Genomic DNA, 20,338 nt, shown 5'->3' with positions numbered 1-20,338 from the left:
TGCTGCATGCTTGACATGTTACCGATCGGTAACTAAGCTCGCAACTCTGATGTGACAGAGCGGTAACGTCGCAGGGCAAAAATCAACGTAACGGAGCAGCGATGAACTGGGTAGCGAGACGGCTGAACGGCCGGATACATTACGGCTGGGTCGCGGTGGGCGTCGTGTTTTTCGTGCTGCTCGCGGCAGCCGGTACGCGCGCGACGCCGAGTGTGATGATGTTGCCGCTCGAAAAGCAGTTCGGCTGGTCGCGCGGCACGATTTCGCTCGCGATCTCGATCAATCTCGCGCTTTACGGCCTCGCAGGCCCGTTCGCCGCGGCCGCGATGCAGCGCTTCGGCGTGCGCCCGACGGTGCTCGCCGCGATCGCGACGCTTGCGGCGGGCGTCGGCATCTCGTCGATGATGACCGAGCCGTGGCAAATGGTGCTCGTGTGGGGCGTGATGGTCGGCAGCGCGACGGGCGTCGCGGCGCTCACGCTGTCGGCGACGATCGTGAACCGCTGGTTCACCACGCATCGCGGTCTCGCGATGGGTATTCTCACCGCGAGCTCCGCGACCGGCCAGCTCGTGTTCCTGCCGTTCCTCGCATCGATTTCCGAGCGTTTCGGCTGGCGTCCGGTCGTGTTCGTGGTCGCGGCGGCGGCGGCGGTCGTGTTGCCGCTCGTCGCGTGGCTGCTGCCCGAGCGTCCGGCGGATCTTTCGCTGCGGCCCGTCGGCGAAGCGGCGAATGTGCCGCCCGCCGCGATCTCGCCGCCGAAAAATCCGATCAAGGTCGCATTCGGCACGCTCGCATCGGCCAGCAAGACGCGCGATTTCTGGCTGCTTTTCTTCAGCTTCTTCGTCTGCGGCGCGAGCACGAACGGTTACGTCGGCACGCACCTGATCGCGATGTGCTCCGACTACGGCATGACGCAGGTCCAGGGCGCAACCCTGCTCGCCGCGATGGGCATCTTCGATCTGTTCGGCACGACGCTCTCCGGCTGGCTTTCCGACCGCTTCAACGCCCGCGTGCTGCTGTTCTGGTACTACGGCCTGCGCGGACTTTCGCTGATTTACTTGCCGTACGCGTTCGGCATCGATTTCTTCGGCCTGCCGCTTTTCGCCGTCTTCTACGGTCTCGACTGGATCGCCACCGTGCCGCCGACCGTGCGCCTCGCCACCGATGTCTACGGCAAGGATTCGGCGCCGATCGTGTTCGGCTGGATCGTCGCGGGCCATCAGCTGGGCGCGGCGTTCGCGGCGCTCGGCGGCGGTATGTTGCGTTCGAGCCTCGGCAGCTACACCATCGCGACGATGATCTCCGGCGGCCTGTGCCTCGTCGCGGCCGTGACCGTTCTGCGCATCAATCGCGCGGGCCGCTCGGTGGGCGTCGCCGCGACCTGACGATCTGCACGCGCGCGCGAGCTTGTTTATCCTTGTCGCCTGACGGCGCGCATCTTTGCCGATGCGCGCCTTTTGCTTTTCATTACGCCAACGAGGACGAACATGACCACGAAGCCCGCTCCGACCGATATCGACATCCACGAACTGATCGCCGGCCGTTGGAGCCCGCGCGCGTTTTCCAGCGCGCCCGTCGAGCGCGCGCAGTTGCATCGTCTGCTGGAAGCAGCGCGCTGGGCGCCGTCGTCGAATAATTTGCAGCCGTGGCGCTTTATCGTGTTCGACCGTCATCGCGACGAAGCCGCGTTCAAGCGCGCGTTCGACACCCTCATGCCCGGCAATCAGAAGTGGAACGTGACCGTGCCGCTGCTCGTCTGCGTGACGGCTTCGTCACTCACGCCGAAGGGCGACGCGAACCGCACCGCGACGTACGACACCGGCGCGGCCGCGATGGCGCTCGTGCTCCAGGCGCACGCGCTCGGGCTGGCTACGCATCAGATGGGCGGCTTCGATCGCGACGCGTTCCGTCAGGCGCTTTCGATTCCGGCGGACGTGGAGATCATCGCGATGATCGCGATCGGTCATCACGGCGACGCGAGCCAGCTCGACGAAACGCTGCGCGAGCGCGAGGCGGCGCCGCGTGCGCGCAAGACGTTGGCGGAAACGGCCTTCGAAGGCGCGTGGGACAAGGCGTTCAAGTAATCGCGCTCAATGCTCGTCCGCCGCGGAAAGCGGACGAGCGACATCCTCGAGCGATTTGCGCTCCGCCGCGACGCCCCAGATGCCAGCGACGACCGCCGCCGCGATCATCAGCAGCGATCCGATCAGATAGCCCACGAACACGGCGCCGCGCTCGTGGGTATCGATCAGTTGGCCAAAAAGCGTCGGCCCGATGATGCCGCCAAGCGCCGTTCCGAACGCGTAGAACACCGCGATGGCGAGCGCGCGAATCTCCAGCGGAAACGTCTCGCTCACGGTCAGATACGCCGAACTCGCCGCCGCCGACGCAAAGAAGAAAATCACCATCCACGCGATGGTCTGCGTCGTCACGGTCAGCATCCCGTGCATGAACATCCAGCCGCTGATGGTCAGCAGCACGCCTGACATCGCATACGTGAACGCGATCATCTTGCGACGGCCGAGCACGTCGAAGAGCTTGCCGAGCAGAACCGGACCGAGGAAATTCCCCGCCGCGAACGGCAACACGTACCAGCCGATGTGATCGCCCGGCACGTGATAGAAGTCGGTCAGCACGAGCGCGTACGTGAAAAAGATCGCGTTGTAGAAAAACGCCTGCGCCGTCATCAACGTGAGTCCGACCAGCGATCGGCTGCGATGCGCGTTGAAAAGCGTATGCACGACTTCGCGCAACCGCGTCCCCTCGCGCGCGTGCAGGCGCAACGGCTTGATGGGCGTATCGGGAATCTCGACGCCGTGCTGCCGGAAATGCGCCTCGATTTCCTCGACGACTTCTTGCGCTTCCTTCTCGCGATTGTGCGTGATGAGCCAACGTGGGCTTTCCGGCACCCACATCCGCATGAAAAGGATCGTGAGTCCGAGCACCGCGCCGATCAGAAAGCACGCGCGCCATCCCCAATCGGGCGGAAGCAGGCCGGGATCGAGCAGCACGATGGAGCCCGCCGCGCCGATGCCCGCGCCAACCCAAAACGTGCCGTTGATCGCGAGGTCGGTCCAGCCGCGCAGGCGGGCAGGCGTGAATTCCTGAATCGTCGAATTGATCGCGGTGTATTCGCCGCCGATGCCCGCGCCAGTCAGAAAGCGGAACAGCACGAAGGTCGCGAGATTCCACGAGAACGCGGTCGCGGCCGTGGCGGCGACATAAAGAAAGAGCGTGATGAAAAAGAGCTTGCGCCGGCCGAGCCGGTCTGTGAGCCAGCCGAAGCCGAGCGCGCCGAGCACCGCGCCCGCGATATACGCGCTGCCCGCGATGCCGACATCGGCATTCGAAAATTGCAGCGCGGGGCTCGACTTGAGCGCGCTCGCGACCGCGCCCGCGAGCGTTACTTCGAGTCCGTCGAGCAGCCACGTGATGCCGAGCGCAAGCACGATCAGCGTGTGAAAGCGGCCCCACGGCAGACGATCGAGGCGTCCGGGCAAATCGGTTTCGATGATGGCCGGACGATCGCTGGCTTTATCGGTCAAACGGTTCTCCCTGTGGCGCGGCGCTTGCGTTCATCGTCGGAGGCGTGCTTTTCACTGCGAAATCGCACGGAAAAAAGTGAACAAATTGCCGCCAAGTACGCAAATTGCATTCCGCTTTTGTCGAATAAACCCGGTGGTTTAAAAATAGCCGGAATGCGGTTGATGCGTCCCGCGGAACGTGTTAAAAACGCCGTCCATGTTTGAATGCGACGTCCTCATCCGACGCCGCCGATGCCCATGACTTATTGCGCGATCGATTTCGGCACGTCGAATTCCGCCGTCGCCGTGCCTGACGGATTGTCGATCCGGCTGGCGCCCGTGGAAGGCGACGCGAGCACGCTGCCCACCGCCGTCTTCTTCAACACCGACGAGAATAACCAGTCCTACGGACGCGCCGCGCTCGAAGCGTACATCGACGGCTTCGACGGCCGCCTGATGCGCTCGATGAAGAGCATTCTCGGCTCGCCGCTCGCGGACAACAGCACCGATCTCGGCGATGGTTCCGCAATCAAGTACACCGATGTCATCACGCTCTTTCTGCAACATCTGAAGCAGAAAGCGCAGTTGCTCGCCGCCGAGCCGCTGACACGCGCGGTGCTCGGCCGCCCGGTCTTTTTCGTCGACGACGATCCGCGAGCCGATCACCTTGCGCAGAAACAACTCGAAGCCTGCGCGCATTCTGTCGGATTGCGCGAAATCCACTTCCAGTACGAGCCGATCGCCGCGGCATTCGATTACGAAGCGGGCCTGACGAACGAAGGGCTCGTGCTGGTCGCGGATATCGGCGGCGGTACGTCGGACTTCTCGCTCGTGCGCGTCGGTCCGGAGCGCGCGCGTCATCTGGAACGCAAGGGCGATGTGCTCGCGCATCATGGCGTGCACGTCGCCGGGACGGATTTCGATCGGCGCGTGGAACTCGTCACCGTGCTGCGCGAACTCGGTTACCAGTCGCTCGATACCAAGGGACGCGAATTGCCGAGTCCCGTGTACTTCGATCTCGCGACCTGGCATCTGATCAACACGGTCTATACGCCGAAGCGCGTGAGCGAATTGCAACTGATGCGCCATCTCTATACCGATGTGCGCCATCACGACCGGTTGATGCGCGTCGTGTATCGCCGGCTCGGTCACGCGCTGACGGCGCACGCCGAAGAAGCGAAGATCGATGTCTCAGCGGGCGGCACGACCGAAATCGATATGGAAGAGGTGGAAGAAGCGCTGCGCGTCGCGTTCGACGAGTCGCAACTGATCGCGGCCGGCGTCGACGAAACGCGGCGGATCGTCGAGGCGGCGCACGAAACGCTCAAACGGGCCGGCGTGGCTCCCGCCGACGTGAGCGCCGTCTATTTCACGGGCGGTACGACCGGACTGCGATTTCTCTCGGAAGCGCTTTCGGCGGCATTTCCGGCCGCGCAACCGGTGTTCGGCGATCGCCTCGCCAGCGTGGCGAAGGGGCTGGGCATCTATGCGCAGCGCATCTTCACCTGAGTCCGCGCGCAGACCTGCGCGACAAAAGAAAAACCCCGCCGAGGCGGGGTTTTTTTACGAATTCCAGCGGTACTTAGACCGGCTTGATGTTCGCTGCTTGCTTGCCCTTCGGGCCAGTCTTCACTTCGTAGGAAACCTTTTGGTTTTCCTGAAGCGTCTTGAAGCCTTCGATGCGGATTTCCGAGAAGTGTGCGAACAGATCTTCGCCGCCGCCATCCGGAGTGATGAAGCCAAAGCCCTTTGCGTCATTGAACCACTTGACGGTACCGGTTTCCATGTTACGTATTCCAAAAAATTGATGAATAAGGCCGAAGCCCAAGGGTGCGGAAAATCAAGGAAGGGGCAATGGGACCAACCGGAGTACCGTGATGGCGAACTCGAAAGAACCAATTCACTCGCCACTTGAAATCCTGCAAGAAGGTTTATACGGCGAAACGATTTCGCGGTCAATTAATATCCGACAACTCTGAAGGGCTTTTTTCGAGACAAGCAGGCAAAAATTACAGAACGTGTAATTCCGGGCCGGATCGCCCGTCGAAAACCCCACTTTGGGGCAACTTCTTTCCAGTATGCACTGCATTCGAAAGGTGCAACCGTTAAACTACGCGCCTTTCTACGGTTGCACCCACATCGTCGTAGTGGGCGATGCGCGCGCGGCGCGAGACACTGGAGATAAAGTTGAAGAGTTCGATACAGAGAAATATCGGCCCGATGGCACTGTTGTTGACCGGCCTCGGATCCATCATCGGTTCAGGCTGGCTGTTCGGCGCGTGGAAAGCCGCCAAGATCGCCGGGCCGGCAGCGATCGCCGCATGGGTGATCGGCGCGGTCGTCATTCTGGCAATCGCGCTGACGTATGCCGAACTCGGCGCGATGTTTCCCGAGTCTGGCGGCATGGTGCGCTACGCGCGCTACTCGCACGGCGCGCTCGTCGGTTTCATCAGCGCGTGGGCGAACTGGATCGCGATCGTATCCGTGATCCCGATCGAAGCCGAAGCGTCGATTCAATATATGAGCACCTGGCCGTACGACTGGGCGCATGCGCTCTTCGTCAACGAGTCGCTGACGCCGATGGGTCTCGTGCTGTCGGCGCTGCTCGTGATCGTCTACTTCATGCTGAACTACTGGGGCGTGAAAGTGTTCGCGCGTGCGAACTCCGCGATCACGATTTTCAAGTTCCTGATTCCGGGCGCCACCATCGCGGGCTTGATCTTCACCGGATTTCATTCGGAGAATTTCGGCACGACGTCGAGCTTCGCGCCGTACGGCTGGCCCGCCGTGCTGACGGCGGTGGCGACGAGCGGCATCGTTTTCAGCTTCAACGGGTTTCAGAGCCCGGTGAATCTCGCCGGCGAGGCGCGTAATCCGGCGCGCAGCGTGCCGTTCGCCGTGATCGGCTCGATTCTGCTCGCGCTCGTGATCTACGTGCTGCTGCAAATCGCGTATATCGGCGCGGTGAATCCCGCCGACGTGATGAAGGGCTGGTCGCACTTCAACTTCGCGTCGCCGTTCGCTGAACTGGCGCTCGCGCTGAACCTGAACTGGCTCGCGTTCCTGCTTTATGTCGATGCGTTCGTCAGCCCGAGCGGCACCGGCACGACCTACATGGCGACGACCACGCGCATGATCTATGCGATGCAGCGCAATAACACGATGCCCAAGATTTTCGGCCTCGTGCATCCGTTCTACGGCGTGCCGCGCCCGGCGATGTGGTTCAACCTGATCGTCGCGTTCATCTTCCTGTTCTTCTTCCGCGGCTGGAGTTCGCTGGCGGCGGTGATTTCGGTCGCGACCGTCATCTCGTATCTCACCGGCCCGGTCAGCCTGATGGCGCTGCGCCGCTCGGCTACCGATCTCGATCGCCCGCTCAAGTTGCCGATGATGGGCGTGATCGCGCCGTTCGCGTTCGTGTGCGCGTCGCTTGTGCTTTTCTGGGCGAAGTGGCCGCTCACCGGCGAAATCATTCTGCTGATGGTGGTCGCGCTTCCCGTCTACTTCTACTTTCAGAGCAAAACGGGCTTTTCGGGCTGGGGACGCGATCTGAAGGCGGCGTGGTGGCTCGTGACGTATTTGCCGTCGATGGCGGTGATGTCGCTGATCGGCAGCAAGGATTTCGGCGGCAGCGGACTTCTGCCGTACGGCTGGGACATGGCCGCGGTCGTCGTGCTCGCGTTGGTCTTCTACTACTGGGGCGTGCACACGGGATATCGCACGAAGTATCTCGACGAGCGCGAAAGCCGCGACGACATTCTTCACGAAGTCGGCGCTTAAAGCTCCTCCGCTTCACGACAAAACCCGCCCGAGCGATCAGGCGGGTTTTTTCATTTCAGCGCAGATTCGAGATCAATCGTCGGTGAAGACGTAGTTGGTCATCGCGAGTGCGCGCTGGAATGTGCCGAGCGACTGGATGCCGAGCCGATAATCATCCGCCGCCGCGCCGAGCGCGCTGAACACGGGCAGCAGATGCTCGTCGGTCGGATGCATCAGCGCGGCGTGCGGCGCGCGGGCGCGATAGTCGAGCAGGGCGTCGATATCGCGTGCGGCCGTGCGGCTTTCGAACCAGTCGGTGAACTCTACGACGCGCGGATCGGCATCTTCCGGACGCGCGCTGAAATCGGCCATGCGCAGATTGTGCGTGATCTGGCCGGAACCGACGATCATCACGCCGTCATCGCGCAAATCGCGCAACGCCCGGCCGATGCGGAAATGATGCGCTGCGTCGCGATGCGGCTGAATCGATAGCTGCGCAACCGGGACGTCGGCATCCGGAAACATCAGGAGCATCGGCACCCAGGCGCCGTGATCGAGCCCGCGATCCGCGGTCGTCGCCGGAATGTCTTGCTTGCCGAGCAGCGCGGCGGCGTGTTTCGCCAGTTCGGGCGCGCCGGGCGCCGGATAGCGCAGTTCGTAAAGCGCGCGCGGAAAGCCATAGAAATCGTGGATCGTTTCCGGGCGTTCGGCCGTGCTGGCCACCGGCTGCGCGGTGCCCCAATGGGCGGACAGCATCAGAATGGCGCGCGGGCGCGGCAGCGTTTGTCCGAGCGAAGCGAATTCGGCGGACGGCATCAACGGATCGATCGGCAACGTCGGTGCGCCGTGGGAAATGAAAACGGTGGGCAGTCGGCTCATGGCGGCAAATTCCTGTGGGGTCTGACGTCAATGTAGGGCCGCTGGCCTTGTTGATAAATGGCTCGAATGGCAACGAATTGTGTCGCCGCCGTTGTTAATCCGATGCTTCGTCTCGCAGGCCTCGCCAGGCGGGCGCGACTGGCTGCCCGAAGCCGAACAGATCGATGACCCGCGCGACCGTGTGATCCACCATTTCGTCGATGGTCGCGGGTTTTTGATAGAACGCGGGCAAGGGCGGAAAGATCACGCCGCCCATTTCGGTGACGGCCGTCATGTTGCGCAGATGCGCGAGATTGAGCGGCGTCTCGCGCACGAGCAGCACGAGGCGGCGACGCTCTTTCAGCACGACATCGGCGGCGCGGGTGATGAGATTGTCGGAAAGACCGTGCGCGATGCTCGCGAGCGTGCGCATCGAACACGGCGCGACGATCATGCCGCCGGTCGCGAAGGAACCCGATGCGATAGTTGCGCCGACATCGCGCACGCTATGGACGACATCGGCGAGCGCGTGAACCGCGGCCTTGTCGAGATTGAGTTCGTGTTGGATATTCAGCCAGCCGGCGCTGGAAACGAGCAAATGCGTTTCGACGCCGCCGAGCTTGCGCAGCGTCTCTAGCAGACGTACGCCGTAGATGGCGCCCGTTGCGCCGGTAATCGCGACGATGAGCCGTCGCTTTTCGGCGTCGGGCGCGCTCACTTGCGGAAGGTCAGGCTGCGGCGAAGAGCTGCTGCAGTTCGCCCGATTGATACATCTCCATCATGATGTCCGAGCCGCCGATGAACTCGCCCTTCACGTAGAGCTGCGGAATGGTCGGCCAGTTGGAGAATTCCTTGATGCCCTGGCGGATCGCGTCGTCTTCGAGCACGTTCACGGTCATGATCTGATCGGCGCCGCATGCCTTCAGCACCTGGATCGCGCGGCCGGAGAAACCGCACATCGGGAATTGCGCCGTGCCCTTCATGAAAAGGACGACCGGGTTTTGATCGACGATCTGCTTGATGCGTTCTTGCGTGTCCATGGCGTTCCTGCGCTTTGAAGTCGGTGGATTGATGCTGAAATGATAGCGGATTTCGGTTTCGCGGGCTGACGTCGGCCAGACGCTCAGGCCGTGAAAAGACCGCCGGAGCAACGCTCGATGCCGGCGAGATCGCGCATCGAGCGGACGCTGGTGAAGCCGCGTGCCTTTAGCAGCTCGCGTACGGATTCCGCCTGATCGTAGCCGTGCTCCAGCCACAAGGCGCCGTTCGACGTGAGCAGAAAGGGCGCGGCCCCGATGATCGTGCGGATCGCGGACAAACCGTCGGCGTCGTCGGTGAGTGCGCCGCGCGGCTCGAAGCGCAAGTCGCCTTGCGCGAGATGCGGATCGTCGCTCGCGATATACGGCGGGTTGCTGACGATCGTCTCGAAGAGCAGCGACGGATCGATATTCGCGGCCCAGTCGCTTTCGACGAAGGTGACCGGGCCACCCGCGCGCGTCGCATCGAGCAACGCGTGCGCGTTGCCGCGTGCGACATCGAGCGCGGCGCGCGATCGGTCGACGGCCCATACGCGCGTATCGGGCCGGGCATGAGCGATCGAAATCACGATCGCGCCGGTCCCGGTGCCGAGATCGAGCACGCGCGGGTTCGGCACATCAGCGATGGATTCGAGCGCGAGTTCCACGAGCAATTCGGTTTCCGGACGCGGGATCAGCACGTCCGGCGTCACGTCGAATTCGAGACCGAAGAATTCGCGCTTGCCGGTCAATTGCGCGATGGGCTCGCCGTTCGAACGCCGCTTTGCGAGCGCTTCGAAACGCGCGACCGCGTCCGGATCGAGCGATTCACGATCACGCGTGATGAGCTCGGTGCGCCGCCAGCCGAGCACGTGCATCAGCAGAATGCGCGCTTCGAGTAGCGGCAGTCCGGCAGTGCACAGCAAATCGGCCGCTGTGCTCACTCGGTTTCCCCGAGCGCGGCGAGCAATTCGGCCTGATGCTCCGAAACGAGCGAGGCGATCATTTCATCGAGATCGCCGTCCATGATGTATTCGAGCTTGTAGAGCGTCAGGTTGATGCGGTGATCCGTCATGCGCCCTTGCGGGAAGTTGTACGTGCGGATGCGCTCCGATCGGTCGCCCGAGCCGATCAGGCTCTTGCGCGTCGCTGCTTCCTTCGCATGCTGCTCGTGATACTGCTTGTCCTTGATGCGCGCGGCGAGCACCTTCAGCGCGCGATCCTTGTTCTTGTGCTGCGAGCGGTCGTCCTGACACTCGACGACGATGCCCGTCGGCAAGTGCGTGACGCGCACGGCGGAATCGGTCTTGTTGATGTGCTGCCCGCCCGCTCCCGACGCGCGGAACGTGTCGATACGCAAATCGGCCGGATTGATGACCACTTCGCTGATTTCATCGGCTTCCGGCATCACCGCGACCGTGCACGCGGACGTGTGGATGCGCCCTTGCGTTTCCGTCGCCGGGACGCGCTGCACGCGATGCCCGCCCGATTCGAACTTGAGCCGCGAGTACGCGCCTTGCCCCGCGATGCGCACGATCACTTCCTTGTAGCCGCCGAGATCCGACACGCTCTCCGACATTGTTTCGGCGGTCCAGCGGTTGCGTTCCGCGTAACGAAGATACATGCGCAGCAAATCGCCCGCGAACAGCGCGGATTCGTCGCCGCCCGTGCCCGCGCGGATTTCGATGAAGATGTTGCGGTCATCGTTCGGATCCTTCGGCAAGAGCATCATCTGCAAGTCGCCTTCGATCTTCACCATGCGCTCGCGCGCCTCGCCGATTTCCTCTTCGGCGAAATCGCGCATCGACGGATCGGAGAGTAGTTCCTGCGCGGTGGCTTCGTCGGTGAGCGCCTGACGCCAGAGCGCGTATTGATCGACGATCGGGCTGATTTCCGCGTGCTCGCGCGTGAGCTTGCGATACTGGTCCATGTCGGCCGTCACGTCTTCGCGGCTCAACAATTCGTTGAGATCGACCTGCCGTCTTGCAAGCTGGTCGAGCTTGCTTTGCATGCTCGTTTTCATCGGGCGGAATCGGCGCGGTCAGCGCCAGGAAATACTGCGATCGGGGAGCGCCGCGCTAGCTAGCCGCGCGGAGCATTTGAGAATAGCAAAGAGAAGGCCGCTAACGTTCCGACGAATCGGACGACGGACCGTGGCGGTAGAAACCGCTCATCAGGTCGATGAGCTGGTCGCGCTCCTCACGGCTCGCGCGGTTGAGCGCGTGCGTCGGGCCGTGGATCAGCTTGTTCGTGAGCGATTGCGACAGCGCTTCGAGCACGGCGGCGGGATCGTCGCCACGCGCGAGCATCTTGCGCGCGCGCTCGAGTTCGGCGCGGCGCAGCGTGTCCGCCTGCGTGTGCATGTGGCGGATGACGGGCACGATGCTGCGCGCATCGAGCCACTGCATGAAATTCGCGACACGCGTCTCGATGATCGCCTCGGCCTGCGCGACCGCCGCCTGACGCGACGCGTTGCCTTCGCGCACGATCGCGCCGAGATCGTCGACGGTGTAGAGGAAGACGTCGTGCAGATTGCCGACTTCCGGCTCGATATCGCGCGGCACGGCGAGATCGACCATAAAAATCGGCCGATGGCGGCGCGCGCGCACTGCACGCTCGACCGCGCCGAGACCGATGATCGGCAGCGTCGACGCTGTGCACGACACGATGATGTCGAACTCGTGCATGCGCGCGGGCAGTTCGGAAAGCGGGATCGCGCGGCCATTGAAGCGTCCGGCGAGCTTTTCGCCGCGCTCCGCCGTGCGATTCGCGACGACCAGCTCGCGCGGATTCTGCGCGGCGAAGTGCGTCGCGCACAACTCGATCATTTCGCCCGCGCCGATGAACAGCACACGCTGGCTCGAAATGTTCTCGAAGATGCGCTGCGCGAGACGCACAGCAGCGGCGGCCATCGACACCGACTGCGCGCCGATTTCCGTCGTCGTGCGCACTTCCTTCGCGACCGCGAACGTGCGCTGGAACAACTGATTGAGATACGTGCCGAGCGCGCCGGCTTCGGACGCCGTGCGCACGGCATCCTTCATTTGTCCGACGATTTGCGTTTCGCCGAGCACCATCGAATCGAGCCCCGATGCGACGCGAAACGCGTGGCGCACGGCTTCCGACTGCGGCAGCGCATAGACGTGCGGCGCGAGTTCGGGAACGGGGATGCTGTGATACTTCGAGAGCCACTGGATCGCGGCTTCGCGAGCGGCGGCGTCGTCAGTGGCGCAGTAGAGTTCGGTGCGGTTGCAGGTCGAGAGGATGGCCGCTTCGGGCGATGCCTTCGCGAGCGGTCCGAGCCAGATGTCCTTCAGCGCGCCCAGCGCGGGCTTGAGCTGTTCGAGCGGAAACGCCACGCGTTCGCGCAGGGCGACAGGCGCAGTGTGGTGGTTGATTCCGATCGTGAGGAGCTGCATTGTTTTGAGCTGATGCTTTGGGCCTAAGCCGATGGCCTTTCAGATAGCCCAATATTATAGCCTTTTGCGTATTTCTTCATTTATAGGTGGCATTTGGGGCGCGACCACCGCCAAATGCCGCCCGCGCCCACACAGCGGGCGATGAACGTCCGCTGCAGGACGAGTGTGACAGAACGCCGCGGCATGCGGCTCAGCGGAAATACGCTGCCAGTTCGGCCGCGCGCGCTTCGAGTTCTTCGATGGGAATCTCGCGAGTGCGAAGCGCCATCTGCCGGTTTTTGGCGGTGAGCTCCTCTTCAAGGAGCTGAGCACGCGAGGCGGAATCGTGATTGAGGTGAAACAGCGTCGCCTCGGGATCCGAGAACGAATGCCAACGCACGCCGAGTCGCGCGGCGCGGAGGATCAGTTCGTCGTCTTCGCCGCCCCAGCCGACGAAGCCAGGATCCAGCCCGCCGACGCGAATGAATTCAGTGCGCTTGAAGAAATTGATCGCACCCGGCGTACTCACGTACAGCACGCTCATTTCGTCCGGCAAATCGCTCGTTAAAAACGGTGCGAATTCGTCGAATTCACCCGATTCGATAAACGATTGTCGCCGATTGCCAGAAACATTCAATACGCGTGTGAAAGGACACAGCGCATCGCTGTTGTCATGGTCCATCAGCGCGTTTATCGCACCTCTCATGTAATGCGGGTTCGCGATCATATCGGCATCGTGCATGCAGATAATCGAGCTCTTTGCCATGAGCGCGCCGAGATTAACCAGTCGCGCCTTCGGGAACGGGCCCGTATCGTGCACGAACACATGCCTGATCTTCGGGTCGCCGAGTTCGGCCCAGTTGAACGTGGGCGTGGCGTCTGCCTCGAGCAACCAGATCTGATAATCCGAGTAGGTGCGGTTCAAGTGATGCAGGACGCCGCGCAGGTTGTCGCGCCTGTCCTGGCTAGCGCCGCGATACGTGATGATCAGCTCGAGGCCGCGCAGGGAAATCAGATTGGTTTCCGCCATGAAATGAATACCTTTGAAAATCGCAATGCTGCTGTTTCGGCGATCGAGTAATTAAATTCGTAAATCGGATTCGTGTCTCGAGCGCAACTCGAAACTGAAGTCCGCTTTCAGCGCATTTAAATCGGAATATTCTGAGTTAATGCGAGCGCCATGTAAATCAAATCATAGCATTCGGTCAAATCGAAAAAACTCAGAAAATTCATAGAGGTGTATCGAATGAAAAATGGGCCGTCCAATGTTCCCTGAGTCGCGCGATACGCACGCGTGCCCTGCGTCCGGCCGACTCCAGAGCCTTGCGCTGGCTATGTCCGGCCCCTAAACTCAACCGCTGCATCCGCCGAGAATTCCCGAACCATGCCTGTTATCCGAGACGCTTCACTTCCGAGATCGATTCCAGCGGAGCATCGCTGCTGATGGGCTGGATCGGACTGATTTTTCTCGGCGCGGTGATCGGCGCGGCGGGCTGGTGGCTGCATCCGCTGCGGCGTGCGGGACGCGGCGCGCCCGGTCCGGCGGGACGCATCTGGACGGCCATCGGCGCTGGCATACTGGCGACGGTCGTCGCGCGCATGCTGGGCAATATCGTCGACGTTTATCACGACGGCGATACGCTCGAATGGCTGGCGTGCGCCGTGTTCGCGCTCTTCGTCGTGACGATGACCGTCGGACTGGCGGCGCGCCGCTGATCCAATTTTTCTGACGTGCGACGGGTGATCCTCGCCGCGCGCCGTGCTCTTCGCGCCCTACGCGGGCTTTCAAGCAGGTGACTTCATGAACGATCGCATTGCAGATTCAGCCATTCCAGAGCCCGCCATGTTCGCGAGACGCATCGAGTCGTTGCGCGGCCAGATGGCGCTCGAAAAGCTCGCCGCCGTGCTCATTCCGTCGGCCGATCCGCATCTTTCCGAATATCTGCCGGAGCGCTGGCAGGGACGTCAATGGCTGTCGGGCTTCACCGGATCGGTCGGCACGCTCGTAGTGACGGCGGATTTCGCGGGCGTCTGGGTCGACAGCCGCTACTGGACGCAGGCCGAAGCTCAACTCGCCGGCACCGGCATCGCGCTCATGAAGATGATGGGCGGCCAGCAGACCGCGCCGCACATCGAATGGCTCGCGGAACAAGTACCTTCGGGCGCGACCGTCGCGGTCGATGGCACCGTGCTCGGCGTCGCGGCGGCGCGCGCGTTGTCCGAAGCGCTGACCGCGCGCGGCATCGTGCTGCGCACCGATCTCGATCTGCTGGATTCGGTGTGGCCCGCGCGTCCTGGTTTGCCGGAGGCGGTCGTCTACGAGCACGCCGCGCCGCACGCGAGCGTCTCCCGCGTGGACAAACTCGCGCAAGTGCGCGCCACGATGCACGCGAAAGGCGCGCAATGGCACTTCGTTTCCACGCTCGACGATCTCGCGTGGATCTTCAATCTGCGCGGCGGCGATGTGAGCTACAACCCGGTGTTCGTCGCGCACGCGCTGATCGGTCTCGATGACGCGACGATCTTCGTCGCCGACGGCAAGGTTCCTGCCGCGCTCGTCGCTTCGCTCGCGCGCGATAACGTGCGCGTCGCGCCGTATCCCGCAGCGCCCGAATCGCTCGCTTCGTTGCCGGCGGGCGCGACACTCCTGATCGACCCGCGCCGCATCACGCACGGCCTGCTGGAGCAAGTGCCCGCGACGGTGACGATCGTCGAGGCTGTAAATCCGTCGACGTTCGCCAAATCGCGCAAGACCGCGGCGGAAGCGGAGCACATCCGGGCGACGATGGAACAGGACGGCGCCGCGCTCGCCGAATTCTTCGCGTGGTTCGAGGATGCGCTCGGCCGCGAACGCATCACGGAATTGACCATCGACGAGAAACTGACCGCCGCCCGCGCGCGCCGTCCGGGTTTCGTCACGCTGAGTTTCGGCACGATCGCGGGCTTCAACGCCAACGGCGCGATGCCGCATTACCGCGCGACCGAGGCCTCGCATGCGGTGATCGAAGGCAACGGCCTGCTGCTGATCGATTCGGGCGGCCAGTATCTGAGCGGAACGACGGACATCACACGCGTCGTGCCGATCGGCGAACTCAGCGCAGAGCACAAGCGCGATTTCACCGTCGTGCTAAAGGGCACGATGGCGCTTTCGCGCGCGCGCTTTCCGCGCGGCATCCGTTCGCCGATGCTCGATTCGATCGCCCGCGCGCCGATCTGGGAAGCGGGCGCGGACTACGGTCACGGCACGGGACACGGCGTCGGGTATTTCCTGAACGTGCACGAAGGCCCGCAGGTGATCTCGCACTACGCGCCGGCCGAGTCATGGACTGCGATGGAAGAAGGAATGATCACGTCGATCGAGCCGGGGATCTATCGGCCGGGCAAATGGGGCATCCGCATCGAAAATCTCGTGATGAACCGCTCGGCCGCCAAGACCGAGTTCGGCGATTTCCTCGAATTCGAAACGCTGACGCTGTGCCCGATCGATACGCGCTGCATCGACTTGTCGCTGTTGCGCGAAGACGAACGCGCGTGGCTCAACGCGTATCACGAGACGGTTCGCACACGCGTGTCGCCGCATGTGTCGGGGAAAGCGCTGGCGTGGCTCGAAGCGCGGACGAAGGCGATCTGACGAACAGCACGGGAGCGCAGCGAGATGACCATCAAGGCAGTCGTGTTCGATTTCGGCGGCGTGCTGATCGACTGGAATCGCGAATATCTCTACAGGCATCTGATTCCGGACGATACCGAGCGCCGCTGGTTTCTCGACAACGTCTGCAAGATGGAGTGGGTCGTGCAGCAGGACGGCGGCCAGACGATCGAGGAAGGCACGGCCGAATTGATCGCGCTCTATCCGGGGCACGAAGCGCTGATCCGCGCGTTCTATGCGCGCTGGCCGGAAATGGTGTCGGGCGTGATGGAAGAGGGCGTCGCGCTCGTCGACAGGCTGGAGGCGGCGGGCGTTCCGCTCTTCGGCCTGACGAACTGGTCGGCGGAAACTTTTCCGTACGCGTGGGAGCGTTTCGACGTGCTGCGGAAGTTTCGTGAGATCGTCGTGTCGGGGCGCGTCGGTCTCGTGAAGCCCGATCCGCAGATTTTCCATCTGATGCGCGTGGAAATCGAAAAGCAGTTGCCGGGCATTCGACCGGAAGAGCTCGTGTTCATCGACGACAATCTGAAGAACGCGCAAGCCGCGACCGCGCTCGGCTGGCACGGCGTTCACTACACCGGCGCGCTGGACACGGAAACGAAGCTGCGCGCGCTGAATCTGCCGATCTGACAACGCGAACGCAACGCGCTACTGCCCCAGCAGATTCTTCAGCGCGTTGCCGATTCCCCGCACCGTATCGCCCGCGCCCCGCGCGACGCCTTCCGCGCTCACGCCGAGGACTTTCGCGAAGCCCGCCGCAAGCTTCTTCGACAGACTCTCACTCAGCGAAAACTTCGGATCGCGCAAATCGCCGTCGAGCACGAAATCGAGCTTGATTTGCTCCTTGCGGTCCTTCAGCGCGGCGATCGCGGCTTTGGTCGGAATCGAGAGGAAGGTGTCGAGCGGATTGCCCGCGTCGCTGATCTGCAAGTGATTCAGCGTCAGCGTGCCGGGCGCGTGAATGCGGTAATCCTTCACGGTCGCATCGATCGACAAATCGATCGTGCCGCCCGTCACCGCCGCCTTTGCGCCGGCCTTCTTGAGCAGATACGGATCGAGCGTCGCGACATCGACGTTGCGCAATGTCACGCGCGTCTGGGAATCCTTGTTCGCGATGACCATCCAGCCCGCCCACGTGACATTGCCCGTATGCGACGGACCTTTGATCGAGCCGGTCATCGAAAGCTCGGTGCGGTCGGTGAGGGCAGGCAGATGAATGTGATCGACCGTGGCGCGCGCATCGCCGATCAGCACGCGGTACGGCGGGTTCTGCACCGAGCCGTCGAAGAACTCCATCGAACCACGCTCGAACGACACGCGATCGATGAGCTTTTCCTCGCGCGCATGTTCCTCGCGCTCCTTGCTGTCCGGCGTGGCGTTGGCTTCCTGCGCGGTTTCCCTGAGGCCCGGCAGGATGCGCACGCGGCCATCGGCGGAACGGACGATCGACAGATAGTAGTTGTCCACGCTCACGCTGCGCAGATGAATCGGCTTCGATATGAGCGAATGCATGTCGATATCGAGCACGATGCGTTCGGCGCGCATGGCGTCGCTCGCCGGCCAGTCTTTCGGGCCGCGCAGGCGCACGCGCGAGAGCGTCACGTGACCGAAGCCGACGTCGATTTCTTCCACCGAACCGTTCGGGCCGAGCGTCTCGATGATGCGCTCTTTGATCTGATGCACGGCGATCAGCCAGCCGCCGACCGCCACGACGGCGAGCGCCACGACGATTCCGATTGCCCAAAGCGCCCCCCGCCTCGCGCTCGATCCCGCCATCTTCGTGTGTCTCCCGTGTCGGCTTTTCGGAAAGTGCCGCTCGAAAATGAAAGTGGCGACTGCGTCCTACACAGTCGCCACTTTTATACCTGACGTCGGTGCGCGCGCCCGCATTGGCGCGCGGTAAATCATCAGATGTTTGACGCGCTCAACGCGTGATCGGCTTGTAGCGCAGACGCTTCGGTTTCGCGGCTTCTTCGCCGAGGCGCGTGCGCTTGTCGGCTTCGTATTCCTGGTAGTTGCCGTCGAAGAACTCGACATGCGAATCGCCTTCGAACGCGAGGATGTGCGTCGCGATGCGGTCGAGGAACCAGCGATCGTGCGAGATCACCATGACCGAGCCGGCGAATTCAAGCAACGCGTCTTCGAGCGCGCGCAGCGTTTCGACGTCGAGATCGTTCGACGGTTCGTCGAGCAGCAGCATGTTGCCGCCGGCGATGAGCGTCTTCGCCAGATGCAGACGACCGCGTTCACCGCCCGACAGGTTGCCGACAAGCTTCTGCTGATCGCCACCCTTGAAGTTGAATCGGCCGATATACGCGCGCGACGGCGTTTCGTACTTGCCGACCGTGAGCACGTCGGCGCCGCCGGAGATTTCCTCGAACACGGTTTTATCGGCGGCGAGCGCGTCGCGGCTTTGATCCACATAGGCGAGCTTGACGGTCGGTCCCTTGACGATCTCGCCCGAATCCGGCTGTTCCTTGCCGGTCAGCATGCGAAAGAGCGTCGACTTGCCGGCGCCGTTCGGCCCGATGATGCCGACGATCGCGCCCGCCGGAATCTTCATGCTGAGATTGTCGATGAGCAGACGATCGCCGTAGGCCTTGCTGACGTTCTTGAACTCGATGACTTCATTGCCCAGTCGATCGCCGACCGGAATGAAGATTTCCTGCGTTTCGTTGCGCTTCTGGTATTCCTGGCTGTTGAGTTCCTCGAAACGCGCGATACGCGCCTTCGATTTCGCCTGACGGCCCTTCGGGTTCTGGCGCACCCATTCGAGTTCCTTCTTGATCGCCTTCTGGCGCGCGGATTCGCTCGCTTCTTCCTGCTTCAGGCGGTCTTCCTTCTGGTCGAGCCAGCTCGAATAGTTGCCCTTCCACGGAATGCCGTGGCCGCGGTCGAGTTCGAGAATCCATTCGGCGGCGTTATCGAGGAAGTAGCGATCGTGCGTCACCGCGACGACGGTGCCCGGATAGCGCGTGAGGAACTGCTCCAGCCATTCGACGGATTCGGCGTCGAGGTGGTTGGTCGGCTCGTCGAGCAGCAGCATGTCGGGCTTTTGCAGCAGCAGCTTGCACAGTGCGACGCGGCGCTTTTCGCCGCCCGACAGATGTTCGATCTTGGCGTCCCATGCCGGCAGGCGCAGCGCGTCGGCGGCGACTTCGAGCTGTTGTTCGGGGCTGCCGCCATCGCTCGTCGAGAGAATCGCTTCGTACTTTGCCTGTTCGGCGGCGAGCGCGTCGAAGTCGGCGTCGGGCTCGGCGTAGGCGGCGTAGATTTCGTCGAGCTTCTTTTGCGCCTGGAAGACATCGCCGAGACCTTCCTCGACGGCCTGACGCACGGTCTGTTGCGGATCCAGTTGCGGCTCCTGCGGCAGATAACCGATGTTCAGGTTCGGCATCGGTGTGGCTTCGCCTTCGATGTCCTTATCGACGCCCGCCATGATCCGGATGAGCGTCGACTTGCCGGAACCGTTCAGGCCGAGCAGACCGATTTTCGCGCCGGGGAAGAACGAGAGGGAGATGTCTTTCAGGATCTGACGCTTCGGCGGGACGATCTTGCCGACGCGGTTCATGGTGAAGACGTATTGGGCCATGTTGTCCGTGATTGATTGAGGGTATGAACGCGGCGCGTCCGAGTCGGCGCGCGAGGATGTCCGGTCGCGCGGCTTCGCGCGTTCCCGCCGCTGCGCCTGGCGCGGGCGGGATCAAATGGCATTGTACTTCGCGGTGCGTTTCCGTCACTCCCAGCTCGCCACGCCGCCGTGGCGGGAGCATGTGCCGCTGTGGTGTTGGCTGAAGCTGTACGAGCCGTCGCGGCATTGGGCCGTTGCGCCCGCGGGGACGGTGCCAGAGCGCGTGTGTGCGGGTGAATGGATGACGTTGCCGTCGTGATTGACGTAGTGGCCGTGGTTGTCGAGGTCGGATTCGTCGGGTTGCGGCTGATACTGGTATTGATTGCCGCGATAGGCGAACGCGCCCGGTGTCCAAACGACGCTCGCCGCGATCAGCGCGGTGACCGCGAACGCACGCAGCACGCGTATCGATGCGTGTCGCTTCATCTTCTTGTTCTCTCTCGTTGTTGTTATTTATCGCGCATCGCTGCGCTGCCTCATCCGCGCAAGAAAAAAGCGGAGTC

The 20,338-nt window shown here is 62.8% G+C and carries 19 protein-coding genes; 7 read left to right on the top strand and 12 right to left on the bottom strand.

Going from position 1 to position 20,338, the window contains the following annotated elements; all coding sequences use genetic code 11:
- Nucleotides 1-101 precede the first annotated feature (101 nt).
- Both QCE73_RS12850 and QCE73_RS12845 read left to right on the top strand, forming a co-directional pair.
- Nucleotides 102-1,385 carry an MFS transporter gene (locus tag QCE73_RS12850; RefSeq protein WP_035509896.1) on the top strand — a complete coding sequence of 428 codons (1,284 nt, stop codon included), beginning with the start codon at nt 102-104 and terminating at the stop codon, nt 1,383-1,385.
- A 102-nt stretch (nt 1,386-1,487) separates the two neighbouring features.
- Nucleotides 1,488-2,084, top strand: coding sequence for a nitroreductase family protein (locus QCE73_RS12845; protein WP_035509899.1), 597 nt, complete (start codon nt 1,488-1,490; stop codon nt 2,082-2,084).
- Nucleotides 2,085-2,090: 6 nt separating this feature from the next.
- Here the strand turns inward: QCE73_RS12845 and QCE73_RS12840 are convergent, their stop codons facing one another.
- Entirely contained in the window at nt 2,091-3,545 is a 1,455-nt protein-coding gene (locus QCE73_RS12840) for an MFS transporter (RefSeq protein WP_309881518.1), read from the bottom strand.
- Between the two features lie 237 nt (nt 3,546-3,782).
- Between QCE73_RS12840 and QCE73_RS12835 the strand changes: the two genes are divergently transcribed.
- Complete coding sequence (locus tag QCE73_RS12835; protein WP_309882001.1) at nt 3,783-5,033, top strand: Hsp70 family protein; 1,251 nt, start codon at nt 3,783-3,785, stop codon at nt 5,031-5,033.
- Nucleotides 5,034-5,106: 73 nt separating this feature from the next.
- Here QCE73_RS12835 and QCE73_RS12830 read toward each other — a convergent pair whose 3' ends face one another.
- Complete coding sequence (locus QCE73_RS12830) at nt 5,107-5,310, bottom strand: cold-shock protein (protein ID WP_007000074.1); 204 nt, start codon at nt 5,308-5,310, stop codon at nt 5,107-5,109.
- Nucleotides 5,311-5,711: 401 nt separating this feature from the next.
- Here QCE73_RS12830 and QCE73_RS12825 point away from each other — a divergent pair, with 401 nt between their 5' ends.
- On the top strand, nt 5,712-7,304 hold the full coding sequence (locus QCE73_RS12825) for an APC family permease (RefSeq protein WP_309881517.1): 1,593 nt from the start codon (nt 5,712-5,714) through the stop codon (nt 7,302-7,304).
- A 72-nt stretch (nt 7,305-7,376) separates the two neighbouring features.
- Here QCE73_RS12825 and QCE73_RS12820 read toward each other — a convergent pair whose 3' ends face one another.
- From QCE73_RS12820 to QCE73_RS12790, 7 genes are all read right to left on the bottom strand, one after another.
- Complete coding sequence (locus tag QCE73_RS12820; protein ID WP_309881516.1) at nt 7,377-8,162, bottom strand: class III extradiol ring-cleavage dioxygenase; 786 nt, start codon at nt 8,160-8,162, stop codon at nt 7,377-7,379.
- Nucleotides 8,163-8,256: 94 nt separating this feature from the next.
- Complete coding sequence (locus QCE73_RS12815) at nt 8,257-8,859, bottom strand: UbiX family flavin prenyltransferase (RefSeq protein WP_309881515.1); 603 nt, start codon at nt 8,857-8,859, stop codon at nt 8,257-8,259.
- Between the two features lie 10 nt (nt 8,860-8,869).
- Entirely contained in the window at nt 8,870-9,181 is a 312-nt protein-coding gene (gene grxD / locus QCE73_RS12810; protein ID WP_035509911.1) for a Grx4 family monothiol glutaredoxin, read from the bottom strand.
- A gap of 83 nt (nt 9,182-9,264) precedes the next feature.
- Nucleotides 9,265-10,101: a peptide chain release factor N(5)-glutamine methyltransferase gene (gene prmC, locus QCE73_RS12805; protein WP_309881514.1), complete on the bottom strand. Its 837-nt coding sequence runs from the start codon at nt 10,099-10,101 to the stop codon at nt 9,265-9,267.
- Nucleotides 10,098-11,180: a peptide chain release factor 1 gene (prfA, locus tag QCE73_RS12800; protein WP_035509915.1), complete on the bottom strand. Its 1,083-nt coding sequence runs from the start codon at nt 11,178-11,180 to the stop codon at nt 10,098-10,100. Before prfA ends, prmC begins: the two co-directional genes overlap by 4 nt.
- Nucleotides 11,181-11,280: 100 nt before the next feature.
- Nucleotides 11,281-12,576, bottom strand: coding sequence for a glutamyl-tRNA reductase (gene hemA, locus QCE73_RS12795; protein WP_187609502.1), 1,296 nt, complete (start codon nt 12,574-12,576; stop codon nt 11,281-11,283).
- Between the two features lie 190 nt (nt 12,577-12,766).
- Nucleotides 12,767-13,585 carry a galactosyltransferase-related protein gene (locus QCE73_RS12790; RefSeq protein WP_309881512.1) on the bottom strand — a complete coding sequence of 273 codons (819 nt, stop codon included), beginning with the start codon at nt 13,583-13,585 and terminating at the stop codon, nt 12,767-12,769.
- 413 nt (nt 13,586-13,998) lie between these two features.
- On the opposite strand from QCE73_RS12790, the gene QCE73_RS12785 reads away from it, so the two are divergent.
- The 3 genes from QCE73_RS12785 (at nt 13,999) to QCE73_RS12775 (ending at nt 16,834) form a co-directional block, all read left to right on the top strand.
- A complete protein-coding gene (locus QCE73_RS12785) occupies nt 13,999-14,271 on the top strand; it encodes a hypothetical protein (RefSeq protein WP_309881510.1) in 273 nt (90 codons plus the stop codon).
- Between the two features lie 127 nt (nt 14,272-14,398).
- The gene (locus QCE73_RS12780) at nt 14,399-16,186 is read left to right on the top strand and encodes an aminopeptidase P family protein (RefSeq protein WP_309882000.1); all 1,788 of its coding nucleotides are present in this window, start codon (nt 14,399-14,401) and stop codon (nt 16,184-16,186) included.
- Between the two features lie 24 nt (nt 16,187-16,210).
- Nucleotides 16,211-16,834 (top strand): HAD family phosphatase, encoded by a 624-nt coding sequence (locus tag QCE73_RS12775; RefSeq protein WP_309881508.1) that lies wholly within the window; start codon nt 16,211-16,213, stop codon nt 16,832-16,834.
- Between the two features lie 18 nt (nt 16,835-16,852).
- On the opposite strand, the gene QCE73_RS12770 is transcribed toward QCE73_RS12775, so the two are convergent.
- The 3 genes from QCE73_RS12770 to QCE73_RS12760 form a co-directional block, all read right to left on the bottom strand.
- A complete protein-coding gene (locus tag QCE73_RS12770) occupies nt 16,853-17,980 on the bottom strand; it encodes a DUF748 domain-containing protein (protein ID WP_035509930.1) in 1,128 nt (375 codons plus the stop codon).
- 148 nt (nt 17,981-18,128) lie between these two features.
- Nucleotides 18,129-19,796, bottom strand: a complete 1,668-nt coding sequence (gene ettA, locus QCE73_RS12765; RefSeq protein WP_187609507.1) for an energy-dependent translational throttle protein EttA — start codon at nt 19,794-19,796, stop codon at nt 18,129-18,131.
- 144 nt (nt 19,797-19,940) lie between these two features.
- Nucleotides 19,941-20,261 carry a DUF3761 domain-containing protein gene (locus QCE73_RS12760; RefSeq protein ID WP_309881506.1) on the bottom strand — a complete coding sequence of 107 codons (321 nt, stop codon included), beginning with the start codon at nt 20,259-20,261 and terminating at the stop codon, nt 19,941-19,943.
- Nucleotides 20,262-20,338 lie beyond the last annotated feature (77 nt).

It is taken from the genome of Caballeronia sp. LZ029 (assembly GCF_031451275.1).
Lineage (GTDB): Bacteria > Pseudomonadota > Gammaproteobacteria > Burkholderiales > Burkholderiaceae > Caballeronia > Caballeronia jiangsuensis.
This window is presented reverse-complemented; position numbering and strand designations above follow the sequence as displayed.